The 16,096-nt window shown below is 69.8% G+C and carries 13 protein-coding genes and 2 pseudogenes; 10 read left to right on the forward strand and 5 right to left on the reverse strand.

Features of this window, described 5'->3' with window-relative positions:
• Window positions 1-85 precede the first annotated feature (85 nt).
• Window positions 86-307 (forward strand): annotated as a pseudogene (locus IEZ13_RS10395) (phospholipase A2); the annotation flags it as partial.
• Between the two features lie 128 nt (window positions 308-435).
• Here the strand turns inward: IEZ13_RS10395 and IEZ13_RS46390 are convergent.
• Window positions 436-888, reverse strand: coding sequence for a PfkB family carbohydrate kinase (locus IEZ13_RS46390; RefSeq protein ID WP_229794595.1), 453 nt, complete (start codon window positions 886-888; stop codon window positions 436-438).
• Here IEZ13_RS46390 and IEZ13_RS46395 point away from each other — a divergent pair.
• The 3 genes from IEZ13_RS46395 (at window position 875) to IEZ13_RS10410 (ending at window position 3,912) form a co-directional block, all read left to right on the forward strand.
• A complete protein-coding gene (locus IEZ13_RS46395) occupies window positions 875-1,291 on the forward strand; it encodes a glycosyltransferase (protein ID WP_372441858.1) in 417 nt (138 codons plus the stop codon). The genes IEZ13_RS46390 and IEZ13_RS46395 overlap by 14 nt on opposite strands.
• 91 nt (window positions 1,292-1,382) lie before the next feature.
• Window positions 1,383-3,584 (forward strand): glycerophosphodiester phosphodiesterase family protein, encoded by a 2,202-nt coding sequence (locus IEZ13_RS10405; protein ID WP_203833761.1) that lies wholly within the window; start codon window positions 1,383-1,385, stop codon window positions 3,582-3,584.
• A 4-nt stretch (window positions 3,585-3,588) separates the two neighbouring features.
• Window positions 3,589-3,912 carry an STAS domain-containing protein gene (locus IEZ13_RS10410; RefSeq protein ID WP_183220664.1) on the forward strand — a complete coding sequence of 108 codons (324 nt, stop codon included), beginning with the start codon at window positions 3,589-3,591 and terminating at the stop codon, window positions 3,910-3,912.
• 11 nt (window positions 3,913-3,923) lie between these two features.
• On the opposite strand, the gene IEZ13_RS10415 is transcribed toward IEZ13_RS10410, so the two are convergent.
• Both IEZ13_RS10415 and IEZ13_RS47450 read right to left on the reverse strand, forming a co-directional pair.
• Window positions 3,924-4,790: an EAL domain-containing protein gene (locus IEZ13_RS10415; RefSeq protein ID WP_306421509.1), complete on the reverse strand. Its 867-nt coding sequence runs from the start codon at window positions 4,788-4,790 to the stop codon at window positions 3,924-3,926.
• Window positions 4,770-4,985 (reverse strand): annotated as a pseudogene (locus tag IEZ13_RS47450) (diguanylate cyclase domain-containing protein); the annotation flags it as partial. The gene IEZ13_RS10415 and the pseudogene IEZ13_RS47450, both read right to left, overlap by 21 nt.
• A 56-nt stretch (window positions 4,986-5,041) precedes the next feature.
• Here IEZ13_RS47450 and IEZ13_RS10420 point away from each other — a divergent pair.
• The gene (locus IEZ13_RS10420) at window positions 5,042-5,458 is read left to right on the forward strand and encodes a hypothetical protein (protein ID WP_183220668.1); all 417 of its coding nucleotides are present in this window, start codon (window positions 5,042-5,044) and stop codon (window positions 5,456-5,458) included.
• Window positions 5,459-5,536: 78 nt separating this feature from the next.
• Here the strand turns inward: IEZ13_RS10420 and IEZ13_RS10425 are convergent, their stop codons facing one another.
• The gene (locus IEZ13_RS10425; protein ID WP_183220670.1) at window positions 5,537-6,559 is read right to left on the reverse strand and encodes a tetratricopeptide repeat protein; all 1,023 of its coding nucleotides are present in this window, start codon (window positions 6,557-6,559) and stop codon (window positions 5,537-5,539) included.
• Between the two features lie 280 nt (window positions 6,560-6,839).
• On the opposite strand from IEZ13_RS10425, the gene IEZ13_RS10430 reads away from it, so the two are divergent.
• A complete protein-coding gene (locus IEZ13_RS10430) occupies window positions 6,840-7,391 on the forward strand; it encodes a phospholipase (protein ID WP_183220672.1) in 552 nt (183 codons plus the stop codon).
• A gap of 166 nt (window positions 7,392-7,557) precedes the next feature.
• Window positions 7,558-9,102, forward strand: a complete 1,545-nt coding sequence (locus IEZ13_RS10435; RefSeq protein WP_183220674.1) for an MFS transporter — start codon at window positions 7,558-7,560, stop codon at window positions 9,100-9,102.
• Between the two features lie 5 nt (window positions 9,103-9,107).
• On the opposite strand, the gene IEZ13_RS10440 is transcribed toward IEZ13_RS10435, so the two are convergent.
• The gene (locus tag IEZ13_RS10440) at window positions 9,108-9,281 is read right to left on the reverse strand and encodes a hypothetical protein (RefSeq protein WP_183220676.1); all 174 of its coding nucleotides are present in this window, start codon (window positions 9,279-9,281) and stop codon (window positions 9,108-9,110) included.
• Window positions 9,282-9,427: 146 nt separating this feature from the next.
• Between IEZ13_RS10440 and IEZ13_RS10445 the strand changes: the two genes are divergently transcribed.
• The 3 genes from IEZ13_RS10445 to IEZ13_RS10455 all read left to right on the forward strand — a co-directional run bounded on the left by IEZ13_RS10445 (window position 9,428) and on the right by IEZ13_RS10455 (window position 16,081).
• Window positions 9,428-10,579, forward strand: coding sequence for an endo-1,4-beta-xylanase (locus tag IEZ13_RS10445; RefSeq protein ID WP_183220678.1), 1,152 nt, complete (start codon window positions 9,428-9,430; stop codon window positions 10,577-10,579).
• Window positions 10,580-10,718: 139 nt separating this feature from the next.
• The gene (locus tag IEZ13_RS10450) at window positions 10,719-14,501 is read left to right on the forward strand and encodes a GTPase (protein WP_183220681.1); all 3,783 of its coding nucleotides are present in this window, start codon (window positions 10,719-10,721) and stop codon (window positions 14,499-14,501) included.
• Entirely contained in the window at window positions 14,498-16,081 is a 1,584-nt protein-coding gene (locus IEZ13_RS10455) for a GTPase domain-containing protein (protein ID WP_183220683.1), read from the forward strand. The genes IEZ13_RS10450 and IEZ13_RS10455 overlap by 4 nt, the downstream gene beginning before the upstream one ends.
• The last annotated feature ends 15 nt before the right edge of the window (window positions 16,082-16,096 follow it).

Raw genomic sequence — 16,096 nt, forward strand, 5'->3', positions numbered from 1 at the left:
CCGTTTTCCCATCGATTTAAAAATTGCCATGTAACGATGGCTTTTCGGGCGGGAGCGGCGCCGAAACTTAACGCACGTTCGAGTGGCGATGGGGATCTTCGACGCCAGCAAGAGCCGGCTGGACTCGATGTTCTACGCGGACCTCAAACGTAATTGCGCCACCTATGCGGCGGCCGTCCGGCCGGCCTGCTACAGCCTGGCCTGGACCTACTATCAGGCCGTCTCGATCTTCGGCTCCCTGGCCGCGGTCAGTGAGCAGGACCTGGCCGAGGCCGCCGAACTCAAGGCCGCAGCCACCGCTGAGTGACCCTTCTCGCCGAGGCGGGGCCGCGTGGGGCGGAACAGGATTGCTGGCGGTGGCGCTGGCTTCCTGCCCTATTTCAAGACCGGCGACGCGACCCCGGCCGGGCCGGTCAGTGCGGGCCGTGGGGACGGTCAGCGGGCGGGCAGCTTCGTCAGCTTCACCCGCGTGACGAGTTGAGCGATGGCGTCGCGGTGGCCGGTTCCCAGACCGTGGCGAGTCACATTGAGGGCGCCGGCCGCAGCGCCGGTGCGTACGGCCTCACGCAGGTCGCCACCGCGGGCGAGCACGGTCGCGACGCCGGCGGTCATCGAGTCGCCAGCGCCGCGGTGGTCGACGGTTTGCAGCGGTGGCAGACGGACGAGATGCGCCTCGTCGTCGAGCAGGGCGATGCTGGGCCGTTCCGCCCGGCTGATGAGAACGGACGCGGCGCCGTCCGCGCGCAGTTGGCGTGCCGCGTGGAGCAGCGCATCGTCGTCGTCGCCAGCGGCGCGACCCGAGTTGATCAGCTCTTCGTGGCTGATCTTCAGGAAAGCGACGCCGCCCTCCAGCACGGCGCTCAGGTGGTCGCCGGTGAGGTCGGCCACGACGCGCACGCCGTGGTACGAGACGTTCGGTCAGACCGTGCAGGAAGCGATGGCCAGTGGGCTGCCGGTGGTCGCGCCGGCCGCCGGTGGCCCGCTCGACCTGGTCGCTCACGGCCGTACCGGATATCTCGTAGCCCCACATCAGCGTGCCGGGTTCACCCTGGCCGTGGCCGAGCTGACCGCGGACGCCGCCCGGCGGCGGGCCTTCGGCGCGGCCGGGCGCGAGGCCGTACACGGCAGCGGATGGGCGGCGATCGGCGACGAACTGATCGGCCACTACCGGGCGGCACTGGGTGTTTCGCCTGCCGGCCAGGTGACCTCGGGATCCGGCCTCCGTCCCCTTCCGGCAACCACGTCATCGATTCACCGGCTTCCCCTGGTTGTCGATGTCGATTCACCGTGATGTATCTCTTCGCTTCGCCGGCCGCCGCACCGGCCGCCCAGGCTGTGCGGCGGGGGCGGGACCGATCCCGTCGGTGGAGGGAGACGCGCTGATGTGGGGATTGCGCCGAAGCACGGTGGCACTGCTGGTGGCCGGCACCATCGCCGGCACGTTGGCGGCACCGGCAGCGGCCGGCGCCCGGAAGGCCGGCTTCGATCTGCAGGCACACCGCGGGGGCCTGGGCCTGCGGGTCGAGAACACCCTCGCCTCGTTCGGCAATGCGCTCCAGCTGGGGGTGTCCACGCTGGAACTCGACGTACAGATCACCGAGGACCGGCAGGCGGTGGTCACTCACGACCGGCGGGTCAGCGGAACCAAATGCGCCGACACCGCGCCGGCCGAGCCCGCCGATCCGGAGTTTCCGTACGTCGGCAAATACGTCAACACCCTGACCCTGGCACAGGTGCGCACCCTGGACTGCGGATCGAAGACGCTGGCCGACAAACCGGGCCAGCTCGCCGTACCGGGCGCACGCATGCCGCTGCTCAGTGAAGTCTTCGCCCTGGTCAACCGGTACGAGGCCGGCAACGTGCGGCTGAACGTCGAGACGAAGGTCGAGGCGGGCGCGCCGGCCGAGACGGCACCTCGCGAACTGTTCGTCCAGATCACCGCCGCCGAGGTCCGTAAGGCCGGACTGCTGCGGCAGGTCACCATCCAGAGTTTCGACTGGGGCGCGCTGATGCGGATGCGCCAGGTCGAGCCGCGGCTGCCGCTGGTGGCGCTCACCAAGTACGACTTCCTGCAGGTGGGCCGGCCCGGCGCCTCGCCGTGGCTGGGCGGCATCGACATCGACGACTTCGACGGCGACCCGATCCGGGCCATCCGCAGCTTCGGCGCCACCACCTTCTCACCCGTGCACGGCTTCCCGCAGAACGGCACCGTGACCGACCCCGCCTACCGGCCCTACGTGACCCGGGAACTGGTGCGGCACGCGCACGCCAACGGGATCAAGGTGGTGCCGTGGACCGTCGACGACACCCCGACGATGAGCAAACTCATCGACGACGGCGTCGACGGCATCATCACCGACTACCCGGACCGGCTGCGTACGCTGCTCGCCTCGCACGGCCGGCGGCTGCCGCAGGCGTACGCGTCGCCCTTCGACGTCCAGGCGCACCGCGGCGGCCGGGCCACACGGCCGGAGAACACCCTGCCGGCCTTCGCCCACGCCCTGGAGAATCCGGCGATCTCCACGCTGGAACTGGACACCGGTGTCACCGCCGACGGGCAGCTCGTGGTCCTGCACGACCGTACCGTCAACGGTTCGCACTGCGCCGACACCGCGCCTGTGCGACCCGGTGACCCGCAGTTCCCGTACGTCGGTGACCTGGTCCGCGATCTGACCCTCGCCCAGCTCAAGACCCTGGACTGCGGTTCGGGGACACCGGCGGACCAGCCGCGGCAGGTCGCGGTGCCGGGCGCCCGCATTCCCACGCTCGCGGAGGTGTTCGCCCTGGTCGAGCGCAGCGGCCGCAAGGACATGGCATTGAACATCGAGACGAAGATCAGCCCGCTGGTCGCGGACACCGCGCCCTATCAGATCTTCACCCGTACGCTGGTCCGCGAGATCCAGCGGGCCGGGTTCACCGACCGGGTGACCGTGCAGTCGTTCGACTGGCGCACCATTCGCTACGCCCGCCAACTGGACCGCCGTCTCGAGACGGTCGCGCTGATCTGGCAGTACGGTCCGGCCGAATGCACGACTCCGGCCGACGAGTGTTCGTTGCAGCCGGTTTACGGCGATGCGACGGTGAAGAGCCCGTGGACCGGCGGTCTCGACTGGTGGCGCCACCGCGACGTCGGCGCCCTGGTGCGTGCGGCCGGCGCCGGCACGGTCTCGGCGAACTGGCAGGTGCACGACCCGCGGCAACCGGTCGTCACGTCCGCCGACTGGTACCTGCGGCAGAACCCGGCCTACTTCCACCTTCCACGGCCCGCGGGTCGCGGTGTTGCAGGACAGGTACCGGCTGAAGGTGGTGCCGTACACGGTGAACGACGCCACGGTCATGCAGCGTGTGATCGACCTCGGGGTGGACGGCATCATCAGCGACGACCCGGACCTGCTGATCGGCGTGCTGATCCGCAACGGGCTGCGCTGAATCGCACTCGGCGGGGCGCCGGTCCCGGGCGCCCCGCCGAGTGCTGCCTTCGTTGCCCCGCCGTGACCTGGATGAACTCTTCCTTCGTGGACTCGACCGCGGAGTCGCCTCCCCATAACCTGACGTCTCGGAGAACACCGGGTAACGGAAGGTAACGCGATGACGACCACCACGGTCGACGTCAACACCAGGACCGACGGCACTCTCGTCATCCACCCCCAGGGCATCCTCGACGACACCGATGCGGCCGGACTGTGCCGCACGCTGGTGCAGGCCATTCGTCACACACGGCCGCTACGCCTGGTCCTGGACCTGGCCGATGTCCAGCGACTCGATCCGATCAATCTCGGCACCTTCGCCGCGGCATGCCACCTCGGCGACGATCACCAGGTCGCGGTGTTCCTCGACCACTCCTCGACGGAACTCGCCGAGCAACTGGCGGCAGCCGGTGTTCCCCGGCATCGGCTGCGCGGTGTCACCTGAGCCGCTGCCCGTCACGACCGGCTGACGACACCACTTTCGAGTTCGCTCACGAGATGCTCGAGAGGTAGCGGACGACCCAGCAGATAGCCCTGCGCGTACGGGACGCGCAGCTGGCGAAGGACGGCAAGTTGTTCCGGGGTCTCGACGCCCTCCGCGGTGGTCGGCAGGTCGAGATCCCGGCCGAGCTCGGTGAGCAATCTGACCACGGCATGATCACCAGGGTGTGAAAGCATCCCGTGCACGAAAGCCCGGTCGATCTTGATGCCTGCGACCGGCATGACCGACAGATGCCGCAGTGTGGACGATCCGGCACCCATGTCGTCGAAGGTGAACGCCACCCCGTGCCGGTGCAGCACCTGTAGCTCGGCAACGACCGCGGTGAGCAGGGTCAGATCGACGGTCTCCGGCACCTCGATGCGCAGCCGGCCGGCTGCGAGACCCGTATCACCGAGGACGGCCAGGACCTGCGCGGCCACGTTGCCGGACCGCAGCGTACCGACGCTCACGTTCACGTTGACGTGCTCCGGCACCCGATCGGCCAGACGAGCGATCAGCTCCGCCATGTCGCTGCACGCACGCCGCAAAACCCAGTCGTCGAGATCGCGCAGCTGCCCGGCACGCTCAGCCTCAGGCAGGAACCTGTCCGGAGCCAGGAGCCCCTTGACGGGGTGCTGCCAGCGCACGAGTGCCTCGATGCTGACGATGCGGTTGTCAACGGTCGACCGGATCGGCTGGTAGTGCAGCCTCAGCTCGCCGCTACGGATGGCCGAGACCACTCCCGTCGCGGTCGTGCCGCGGACGGCGCCGAGCTGCGCGCCGACGTCGGTGACGACCCGTACGGTGTCGCCGCCGGCCTTCTTCGCCTGATACATCGCCATGTCGGCTTCGGCGAGCAGAGCGCTCGCATCGGTCTCGGGCGCGGCCAGCGCGACGCCGACGCTGGCACGGCTGTGCTGTTCCGGCGGCAGGACGTCGTCGGAGGCCGCCACGGCGGCACGGATGCGCTCGCCCATGCAGGCCGCGATGTCCGGGGTCGCGTCCCTGGGCGCAAGGGCACACAGGATGGCGAACTCGTCGCCGCCCCACGTACCTCACCCAGGTCGGTTCGACGCCGACCTACCGGGGCTCGATGCCGATCTGCGGCAAGAGCGCGGCGGGCAGGTACAAGATCACCGCCTACGGCATGGTGCAGCCGATGCGGGAACCGGCTCAGTACACGAACAGCATCAACTCGTTCCTGTATCTCAAGCGACCGTCGAAACTGACCCTGAACGCGACTCCCGAGCCGGTGGTGAAGGGCAAGAAAATCACCGCCAGGGGTGTGCTGACGGTCGACGGCAAGGTCGTCGTCGGCGTCCCGGTCAAGATCTATTTCAGGGCGTACGGGGCGAAGTCCTACACCTACAAGGGCGCCGCCAGGACGAACGCCAAGGGTGTCTACGGCACGAGGTTCACCGCGGCCAGGAGCGGTGTCTGGAAGGTCGTCTACGCCGGTGGCCCCGCGCGCAACCCGGCTGCCGCCGTCGACGCGGTCAAGGTCAGGTAACCCTTCGACGCGATGCGCAGAGGGCCAGACGCCAACCCACTTGTAGCGGCCGTGGTGCGGCATCCGCCTACCGCCCGGTCAACCGCGGGGAGGTGGCGTACCCGAAACGGTGATCACGGCTTCGGCGACGTCCAGCAGGCTGTTCAACCGCCACAGCGATTCGGATCTGTCGATGGTGCGCGCAAGCGCCGCGGCTCTGTCGAAGTCGCCGGCGTCGGCCAGGACGCCGGCGAGCCGGGACAGGGCGCCGGCCCGGGCGAAGCGGTCGGCGAGCGCGAGGGCGCGGCGCTCGGCCCGTTCGAGGTCGCCGGCGCGGGCGTATGCCTCGACCACCTGCTGCAGCGCACCCAGACGCGTAGCCGGGTCCGCGACGGCCGTGGCGAGATCCTCGGCTCGCAGTGCCAGCGGCATCGCATGCTGAGCCTGGTCGGCACGGGCGAGGGCGATCGCCACCTGCGCGTACGCCCCGGGTCGGCGATTCGGTTCCGCGTCGGCGGCAAGGCGCTCGGTCTCGTCTGCGACCCGCCACGCGTCTTCGTACCGCCCCTGTTTCGCCATCGCCTCGGCGACCCAGGTCAGGGCCCGCACCGTCGTCGCCGCGGCCGTGATCGAGCGGCCGACCCGCTCGGCCTCGTCGACCAGCCGCGTGGCGTCCTGCGGCCGGGCCTCGGCGATCAGGAGCAGTCCGGTGACCCGTTCCACCGGGATCTTGATCGACCGCGCCCACCGTTCCGCCGGCCTTGGCGATCCGATGACGGCCAGTATGCCGACGATCTGCGCCTCGGCGTGCGCACCCCAGGGCGACTGTTGAACGGTGCCGGCGAGTTGCTCGGCCCGGCGTACCTCCGTCGCGGCCTGGTCCATCCGGTCGAGCCGGGCATACACCCTGGCAACCTCGACGATGCTGCCCACCCGCATGGCTGCGTCGTAGTGGGCGTCCGTCAGTTCACTGGCCGCCCCCACGGCCCGCTCGGCCCACTCGGTCTCCCCGAGCGCCGCGTAGGCATGCGCCACCCGGGCGAGAGGACCGGCTCGGTAGTCGTCCGTCAAGAACTCGATGAGCTGCTCAGCCTCGTGGATGAGGGCCATGGCCTGCGGCACCCCTCGAGCATGGCGGAACAGTGCAACCGGTTCGCCCCGAGCTTCGTCAAATTCGGACCTTCTGCAGCACGGCTGCGGCCAGCGGCCGAGTTGTCCTGGTTGGGCCGCTGTACGTTCCCCCACAGATTCGGAAATTGACATGTAACGATGACCTCAGGGTCAGGTGGGGACCCGAATCTGAGTCCACGTTCGAGTGACTCGTGAGTAACCCCACGGTCGCTCGGGCGCCCACCGGCAGCCCGCCCTCCACGGGGGGCGGGCCGTTCGACAGGAGCTCCGGATGTCCACATCCACTGGCCTCACGTCTCCCCGCCGTACCGTTCTGCGACTGCTGCTCGCCGCGGCGCTCGCCGCCCTGGCCGCTCTCGGCCCGGCCGGTCCCGCGTTCGCGGTGACCACCGCCGAGAAGCTCGCCGTCCTCTCGTCGTTCACCCAGACCAACGTCACCAGCTACAACAGTTGGAACGCCGCCCGGCAGAACCAGGGCGCATGGTCGGCGTACGCCTTCGACTGGAGCACCGACTACTGCTCCTCCAGCCCCGACAACCCCCTGGGCTTCAACTTCGAGCTCTCCTGCTGGCGGCACGATTTCGGCTACCGCAACCACAAGGCGATGGGGATCTTCGACGCCAACAAGAGCCGGCTGGACTCGATGTTCTACGAGGACCTCAAACGTAAGTGCGCCACCTACGCGGCGGCCGCCCGGCCGGCCTGCAACAGCCTGGCCTGGACCTACTATCAGGCCGTCGCCATCTTCGGTTCCCTGGACGCGGTGACCGAGCAGGATCTGGAAGCGGCCGCCGAACTCAAGGCCGCAGCCATCGCTGAATGACCCTCCTGCCCCAGTGAGACCGACCGGGCCGCGAGCGGATCAGTAAGGTCCGCCCGGACATTTCCGCTCGCGGTCGCTGGTCGAACTTTCCGAAATGGTTATAAACTGCCTGATTTTGGACTTACCCTCAGGGCTGCGGAAGGCCGTTGGCGAGAGCGGAGACGCGATGAGCGCGATGGGTGCGGCCGCGACCCCGCACCGCCGGATCGCGCTCTTCGGGCTGTGCCTGGCCGCGGGGATGGTCTGGCTCGCGTTCGCCGACGCCGGGATCGTGCTGCCCACGGTCGCGCAGGAACTCGACATCGACCTCACCGACCTGCAGTGGGTCAACAACGCGTTCAGCCTGGCCTGTGGGGTGGTGGTGCTCAGCGCCGGGCGCTTCTCCGATGTGTACGGCCGCCGCCTGATGTTCCTCATCGGCACGGTGATGTTCGGCGTCTTCGGGCTGCTCAGCGCCCTGTTGTCCGGGCTGCCCGGTTTGATTGCCGGGCGTGCGCTGATGGGTGTCGGGGCGGCGTTGATCCTGCCCGCCACGCTCGCGCTGATCCCGGTCATGTTCGACCGCGACAGCCAGCCCGGCGCGTTCGGCACCTGGATGGCGGTGGCGTGGGTGGGGCAGGCCGCGGGCCCCGCGGTCGGCGGGCTGTTGACCGCGACCGTGGGCTGGCGCGCGATCCTGTGGATGAACGCGCCGCTGGCGGTGCTCGCGTTCTACCTGGTGCTGCGGTACTGCCCCGAGTCCCGCGACGTCGAGGCGCCCCGCGGCGTCGACGTGGCGGGCCTGCTGACCAGCGGCCTCGCCGCCTTCCTCCTCCTGTACGCGTGCACCGCCGGCCAGGAGGACGGGTTCGGCTCGCCGCTGATCGTCGCGTGTTTCGTGGCCTCGGCCGTGCTGTGGGTGGCGTTCGTCGTCGTCGAGGGCCGGGTCCGTAATCCGCTGGTGGAGCTGCGGCTGTTCCAGGCGCGCGACTTCGACGGCGCCCTGGTGGCCAACCTGACGATGAACCTGGTCTTCGCCGGCATCTCCTACGTGCTGGCCCTCTATCTGCAGGACGTACGCGGCTACTCGCCGTTCGTCGCGGGCTGCCTGCTGCTGCCCGCGACCGTCACGATCCTGGTGTTCAACCCGATCGGGCAGCGGATCGGGCAGCGGCGCGGGCCCAGGGGGCCGATCCTCACCGCGATGTTCATCATGGCGCTCGGGGCCCTGGTCGCCGGCATTCTTTCCACCTCGTCGCCGTACTGGCTGCTCGCGGCCGGTCTGCTGGTGCTCGGCGCCGGCATCGGGCTGCTGTCCACCCCGCTGTCGGACACCGCTGTCGCGGGCCCGCCGGCAGATCTCGCCGGTACGGCGTCCGGCCTTTTCAAATCGACCAGCATGCTCGGCGGATCCCTGGGGGTGGCGCTGTTGGCCGCCGCCTCGGGCGCGTTCCAGACGAACGCCGGCACTCGCCTGGGCCACGAGGCCGGGCTCACCGACGGGCAACTCGACCGGCTGCGGCAGGCGCTGACCGCCTCGAAGCAGGGGCAGAGCCAGCTCGCCGGACTGTCCGACGCGGACCGCATGCGGGTGATCGACGGATACCACCAGGCGCAGGCGGCCGGTGCGGCCGGTGCGGTCAAGTTGGCCGCGGTGATCGCGCTCGCCTGTGGACTGCTCCTGCTCTGGCTCTGGCCACGCTCCCGGCGTACGCCGGGAGCGACCCGCTAGCTGAATCAGCTCTTGGGCGGCGAACCGGAGAGGCCGAACTGGGCGTTCTCCAGGGTCACCCAGGCCATTCCGTACCAGCCGCACCCCAGGTACTCACTCGGCACGTACAGCCAGTGGTCGGTCGGCCCGGACGGGCCGCGGCCGAGCACCTGATTTCGGCGGCGCGTGGAAGGTCGCATCCCACGAGCTCGACCACAATTTCGGGCTCAGTCACGGGACGGCGGCCCTTGACCGCCCGCGGCGACAGGCATAGATTCCGTTCGTTACTTCCGGAGTGTATCCGAAACTTTCGATCGTTCCTCGACATCTCCGATAAGGAGTTCCCGTGCGCCGTCCATGGCTTCCCCTCGCTGTCGCCACAGCTACCGCACTACTCGGCGGACAGCTCGCGTTCGCCGGTTCCGCCACCGCGGGCTCCGACCCGGTGGCCGCGAAGCCATCGCCCGCACCCGCCTACCCGGCCGACTCGTTGCGGGCGCTCGCCGCCCGGGTGGGCCTGCGCATCGGCACAGCGGTGAACGCGGACGAGCTGGGCTCCAACGAGAAGTACACGCAGATCACCGCTGAGCAGTTCTCCAGCGTCACCGCGGAGAACGCCATGAAGTGGGCCGAAGTGGAGGCCGTCCGCGGCACCTACACCTGGGAGAAGGCAGACCAGCTCGTCGCGTTCGCCGAGAAGAACCGGCAGTTGGTGCGTGGTCACACGCTGCTCTGGCACAACCAGCTGCCCGCGTGGCTGTCCACCGACGGCTACACCACCACCCTCTCGAACGAGGAGGTGAAGGCGGTCCTCAAGGAGCACATCTTCGCTCAGGTACGCCACTTCAAGGGCGACATCTGGCAGTGGGACGTGGTCAACGAGGCCTTCGACGACAATGGGCAGCCCCGCCAGACCATCTGGTACAAAGCCTGGGGCGGCACCGGCTACATCGCCGACGCGTTCCGCTGGGCGCACCAGGCCGATCCGAAGGCGTTGCTGTTCTACAACGACTACAACCTGGAGTTCACCGGGCCCAAGAGCAACGCGGTGTACGAGCTGGTCAAGTCGCTGAAGGCGCAGCGCGTGCCGATCCACGGCGTCGGGTTCCAGGGTCACCTGTCCACTCAGTACGGCTACCCGGACCTGCTGAGCAACCTCGAACGCTTCGCCGCGCTGGGGCAGAAGGTGGCGCTGACCGAGGTGGACGTGCGTACGCTGACCAAGCCGGATGCCGTCAACGTGCCGGTGGACGCGCTCGCCCCGTACGCCCAGGAGAGCTACTGGTCCCGTTCACTGAAGGCGTGCCTGGCCGTCCGCGCCTGCATCTCGTTCACGCCGTGGGGGTTCGGCGACTCCTACTCCTGGGTGCCCGGCTGGTTCGACGACCCGCAGGCGGGCGCTGCTCTGATCTACGACGAGCAGCTGAACCCGAAGGGCCAGTACCACGTCCTGCAGCAGGATCTGGCGCTTGCCGCGGGCGCCCCGCACCGCGGCTGAACACCGCCGGATGCCGTGCTCCAGCCGGAGCACGGCATCCGTTGTCGCTGCCGGACCGGCTCGACCACGGGACAGTCGGGTACGGCGTCTAGGATCGGCGGCGACAGACGACGGGGCGCCTGCGGAAAGTGATGACGAGTTGACCTCAGACTTGGTGTCGTTCGAGGATGCCGTCCGGTCGGCCGTCGAGCAGGGGAGTGCCGAACTCGCCCGGCTGGACGAGATCGTCGGCGAACTGGCCCGCGCGTTCGCGCCAGGGCAGCGGGGCGGGCCGGCGTCATCGCCCCTGATCACCAGGCTGGACGACTTCACCGCCGAGTTCCCGGCGCATCTGCGAGTTCACCTGGATCGTGAACGGGAGTCGCTCGCATCGTTCAACATCGCGTTCTTCGGGCGTACCGGGGTCGGCAAGAGCACCCTGCTGTCGGTGTTCGGCCGGCTCGACGGGACGTACGTCTCGCCTGGTGAAAGTGACTGCACCACCGAGGTGCAGGCTGTCGAGTGGCGCAACTGCCGGCTGTACGACACCCCCGGCATCAACGGCTGGGGCCGCACCGAGAGCCGCGAGAGTCTCGAGGCCAAGGCGCGCCGGGCGGTCGAGGTCGCCGATGTCGTGCTGCTGTGCTTCGACTCCCAGTCCCAGCAGGCGATGGAGTTCGCGAAGATCGCCGCCTGGATCAGGGACTACGGCAAACCGGCGGTGGCCGTCCTCAACTCCCGCAACGCGCAGTGGCGCCATCCCGCGCGGGTCGTCGCGCCCCTGCGGCGGAACCTGTCCGAGCAGGTGCGGCAGCACGCCGACAACATCCGGACCCACCTCGTGACGATCGGGCTGCCGGAGACGCCGATCGTCGCGATCCACGGCCAGCGGGCCCTGTTCGCCCGAGCTGCCACCCCCTTCCGAGGGGTGGCCGCGGACGGCCTCGACTTCGAACGCGACACCTTCGGCATCGAGTACCTCGAACGCTGGTCGAACTTCGGGACGCTGGAGCGCCTGATGGCCCACCTGATCGAGGAGGGCGCCGCCGATCTGCGGCTGGCCGCGCTGCGCAGGGACGTCGAGTCGCGATGCCGCCGGGGGATCGGTGAACTCGAGGACCTGGCGGCCGCGATCGACCAGGAGGCCGGATCCCTCGAACGTGACATCGAGTCGCTGTTCGCCGTGCTCGGCTACCCGGACGACGCCGAACGGGCCGGGTGGCCGCACGACGCGGCACTGGGCGCGGACCTGGTCGAGGTGTCGGAGGCGGCGCGGGGAGTCCCGTACACGTCCCCGCCCAAGGGGACGCTGGACCGCTTCGTCCGGCATCTCACCGCCTCGCACCTGGCCGGATGCCGCCGGCAGGCGAAGGCCGACGTGGATGAGCTGATCCGCACGGCGTTCGCCGAGAAACGAGCGGTCGAGGAGACGGAGTTCATCGAGGCGGTGTTCGACGAGGACGCCGTCGGCGCCGCGGTGGCGGCCGTGTGGGCGGACCGCGGGGAGTTCCTGCAACGTGAGCTCGAAGTCGCGGTGGGCCCCGAGTCGACCGGCAACGCGATGACGGTGTCGCACACCGCGAAGATCCTCGGTGGCGAGGGCAGCGGCGTGATGGGTGACGTCGTCAAGGGGTCGGGCATCGCGCTGGGTCTGGGCGCCGCCGCCGTACCGCTCGCCGCGCTCCTGCTGTCGAACCCGGTGGGATGGGTGATCGGCGCGACGGCCGTGGGCGTCGGGATCGTGAGCCAGGTCCAGCAGTACTTCGGCAGGAAGATGAGCGACGAGGAAGCCGAACGGGCGCGGGAGGCGAGATCCCAGGCGACGGTGACCGGCCATCGCGCGGTGGACGAGACCTTCACCGGGTACGAGGACTCGCTCGTGGCCGAGAGCCGGAAAGCGGCGTGGACACTACTGGGTCCCGCGGTCACCGAGTCACTGCGTACCGCGATCGAGCTTCGCACCGCACGCGCCCGGATCGACCGGCTGATCGACGACCTGCGCGCCCACGCCGGTGCGATCGCGCCCGCGCCCGCGGTGGCCGACGTCCTGCAACGGGCCCAGCGTCGCATGGGCGGATCGACGGCCGAGGTGACCCGCCTGTTCCTCGGCGAGGACTGGCTCGAGGCCAACTTGGATCCGCATCGGCCGGCGCAGATCGATCAAACCCTTCAGCAAGGGTACGCCGAGCGCCGTCACCAGGACCACGAACGACTGACCCGGGTGCTGGCCACGGCGTGGAACACCCCGTCGACGGCGGCCATCCACTCGTGGCGGGCCGACCTCGAGGAAGCCGCCCGGCACGACCCGGAGCTGTTCGACATCGTCCGGGCCTTCTGGAGCGTCGACGGAGCGAAGCCGGCCTTCGCCGTCCTCGGTGACTACAACTCGGGCAAGTCGTCGCTGATCCGCCGGATCATGGTGGACAGCGGCCGGGAGACACCCGCGGCGATCGACATCCGGGCCACGCCGGCGACCGCGGCCACGACCCGCTACCCGTTCCCCGGGTTCGACCTCGTGGACACGCCCGGCCTGCAGAGCGGGCACGGCGAACACGACACCATCGCGTACGAGGCCATCGTCGAGGCCGCGCTGGTGTTCGTCGTCGTCCACATCAACCTGCTGGTCGGCAACACCGCGCTGCTGGAGGACCTGGCGCGCGGCGCGGAGACGATCGCCGCGAAGGGCGGCCGGATGGTGTTCCTCATCAACCGGTGCGACGAACTCGGTATGAACCCGCTCGCCGAACCCGCCGCATTCCTCAACCTCCAGGACCGCAAACGCGAAGAACTGCGCACCGCGTTCGCCGCCCGCGGCATCGAGATCGGCACCGACCGGATCCACTGCCTGTCCGGTGACCCGTTCGGCCTGGTCGGAGCCGTTCCCGGGGCGCAGCCCGCCGCCTTCGACGAGAACCGGCTGTGGGACGGCGTAGCGGCGCTGACGAGCACCCTGTCCGGCCTCACCGACGAGCGACTGTCCGCCGCATCGTCGTCGGCGGCCTTCGACACGGCGGTCACCGGCCTGAAACGGCGCCGCCATGCGCTGGAGCAGGCACAGGCCGACGCCGAGAACGAGATGCGCCGCTCGGAACCGGTGATCGCCACCGTACGGGCCGCGGTGAAGGACGCCGTGATCCTGGAGAACTCGCTGCGCGAGGCCGCCCGCCGCACGGTGGACCGCCACCTGGTGGCAGCCAAGTCCGCGGTCGTGAAGATCGAACGCAAGGACGCCAAGAAGCTGGAGGACCTCGTCCAGTCCTGGTGGAAGGCCCCGGAGTTCGAAGCCGACCTCGAACGCTACCTGGCCGACGCGGCACACCGGCTGGACGAGTGGTACAGCGACCACATGTCCGCGATCGGACGCGAGATGCGCGCCGCCGAACTCCAGGTCGCACCCGAACTCGCGGCGGAGTTCCAAGCCAAGGGAAACGCCTGGTACGAGAACGTGACCTCGGGCGCCGGCAATGTCGCGGGCGCCGTGGCGCCGCTGGTGAACGCGCTCGGCACCCGGGACGCGGTCTACGCCATCGGCAAGTACTTCGGCCACAGCTTCAAGCCCTGGGGCGCCGTCAACGGCGCCGCCCGGGTCGCCCGGGCCGGATTCGTGCTCGGGCTCGTCGCCTCGGCCGCCGACGTGGCGATGATGGCCAACGACAAACACAAGGACGGCAAACACAAGGGCCAGCAGGACTCGGCCCTGCGGGAGATCGACGAGTCGGCCGCCGGGCTCGTCGAGCAGATCATGCGCGGTGACCGGGGTGACGGTCCCGTCGGATACCTGGAACAGCAGATCAGGGAGCTCGAGGCGCTGCTCGGCGTACACCTCGATCGCGAGACGTCCCTCCAGACGGAGATCGACTCGGCGAGAACGCGGGCCGGGACGGCCGATGCCCTGATCACGGCCGCGGACGAACTGACCGGCACAACGGGGAGGAACGAGTGACCGTGGTCGACATCGATGCGGTGCGGGACTGGCTGGGCCGGCTGCCGGGCGGATCGCTGGCCGGACGGTACGGCGCCGCCTGGGACGCCTTCCAGAGTCTGGACAAGCCGGTCGTGACCCTCTTCGGGTCCTACGACACCGGCAAGAGCTCCCTGCTGCGCCGGCTGATCGCCGACGCGGGCGGCACGGCGCCCGCCTGGCTCACCATCAGCGCCCGTCACGAGACCTTCGAGGTCAACGGCGTCGAGGTCGGCGGGTGCATCGTCCGTGACACCCCCGGATTCTCGGTCGGCGGGTCCGACATCCGGGCCCAGAACAACACCCGCGAGGCCCTGGCAGCGGTCGATCTCACGGACGTCGGCGTCCTCGTGCTGACCCCGCAACTGGCGACCGCCGACCGCGACCAGCTCCAGCAGCTGATCACGCGCGAGTGGCCCGCGGGAACGCTGTGGATCGTGATCTCTCGGTTCGACGAGGCGGGCGTGAACCCGGAGTACGGGCTCGCCCCGTACCGGGAGCTTTCCGCTCGAAAGGTCCGTGAACTGCGGCAACAGCTGACGTTCGACGACCCGACCCCGGTGTACGTGGTGGCGCCGGACCCGTTCGGGCTGGCCGGCTCCTACACCGATCTCGGCCCGGAGACCTGGGACGCCTACCGCGCCTGGGACGGCATGAAGGACCTGACCGACGCTCTCGGCGCGGTGTCGCCGTCGGACCTGCCCGGATGGCGGCACGCCGCCGGGCAACGCTACTGGACGGCGGTCCTCGACGAGACCGTGACCGAACTGCGCCGGCAGCTGGCCGACTACACGGTCCGCGCCGAGGTGGCCACCAGCGGCATCACCCGCCGCCGGGCGTCCGAGAACGAGCTCGACGCCATCGACCGCGCCGCCCGGGCCGGCCTCGACGGTCTCGTCGAGGAGGTGCTGCGCCGCGCGGGGAACCCGGCCTCCGGCGCCGACGAGGTCCAGGCCGAGATCCAGCGTGCGCTCGGCGAGTGGTTCGAGAAGCACGAGCTCCGCCTCCAGCGGCTGCGGCAATCGGTGCGCAAGTCCACCGAACGCGACCACGCCCACCCCGCCTGGACCGACTTCGCCTCCCTGGTCGCCACCCTCGAATCCGGCGCCACCGCGACCCCGGCCGAGGGCCTCGCCGGACGGGTCGAGTCGGTCGGGCCCATGCTGGTCGGCGTGCTGAAGGCGATGAGTGACGCGGCCGGGCCGCTCGCCGGCAAGAAGACCCGCACGGCCAAGGCGGCCGAAGGGCTGGGACGGCACCTCGGCACCGTCGAAGCCGCGGTTCCCCTCGTCGTGTACGCGGCGAAGATCTTCGACGACTACCGGGCGGACCGCGCCCGCGCCAACCAGGACAGAGCGGCGGCCGACCGGCGGCAACAGCTCATCGACGCCTGCACACAGCACGCCCTCGACACCTGGCAGCCGTACGTCGACGATCTGCGCGACGAGATCGTCGCCGCGACGAGCGACCGCGCCGACCTCGACGAGAGCCTGCACCAACTCGTCGACCAGCTACGCGAAGCCGTGACCGAGGGCGAGCGCCTCCTCGCCCCGCCGCGGTAGCCCGACGGCGCCTGT

The sequence above is a fragment of the Actinoplanes campanulatus genome (genome assembly GCF_014647795.1).
In the GTDB taxonomy this organism is placed as follows: Bacteria; Actinomycetota; Actinomycetes; order Mycobacteriales; family Micromonosporaceae; genus Actinoplanes; species Actinoplanes campanulatus.

Excerpts from the sequence above, each read along its gene's own strand:
- IEZ13_RS10405 (WP_203833761.1), top strand. The coding sequence starts at position 1,383 with ATGTGGGGATTGCGCCGAAGCACGGTGGCACTGCTGGTGGCCGGCACC.
- IEZ13_RS10410 (WP_183220664.1), top strand. The coding sequence starts at position 3,589 with ATGACGACCACCACGGTCGACGTCAACACCAGGACCGACGGCACTCTC.
- IEZ13_RS10415 (WP_306421509.1), bottom strand. The coding sequence starts at position 4,790 with ATGGCGATGTATCAGGCGAAGAAGGCCGGCGGCGACACCGTACGGGTC.
- IEZ13_RS10420 (WP_183220668.1), top strand. The coding sequence starts at position 5,042 with ATGCCGATCTGCGGCAAGAGCGCGGCGGGCAGGTACAAGATCACCGCC.
- IEZ13_RS10430 (WP_183220672.1), top strand. The coding sequence starts at position 6,840 with ATGTCCACATCCACTGGCCTCACGTCTCCCCGCCGTACCGTTCTGCGA.
- IEZ13_RS10435 (WP_183220674.1), top strand. The coding sequence starts at position 7,558 with ATGAGCGCGATGGGTGCGGCCGCGACCCCGCACCGCCGGATCGCGCTC.
- IEZ13_RS10440 (WP_183220676.1), bottom strand. The coding sequence starts at position 9,281 with ATGCGACCTTCCACGCGCCGCCGAAATCAGGTGCTCGGCCGCGGCCCG.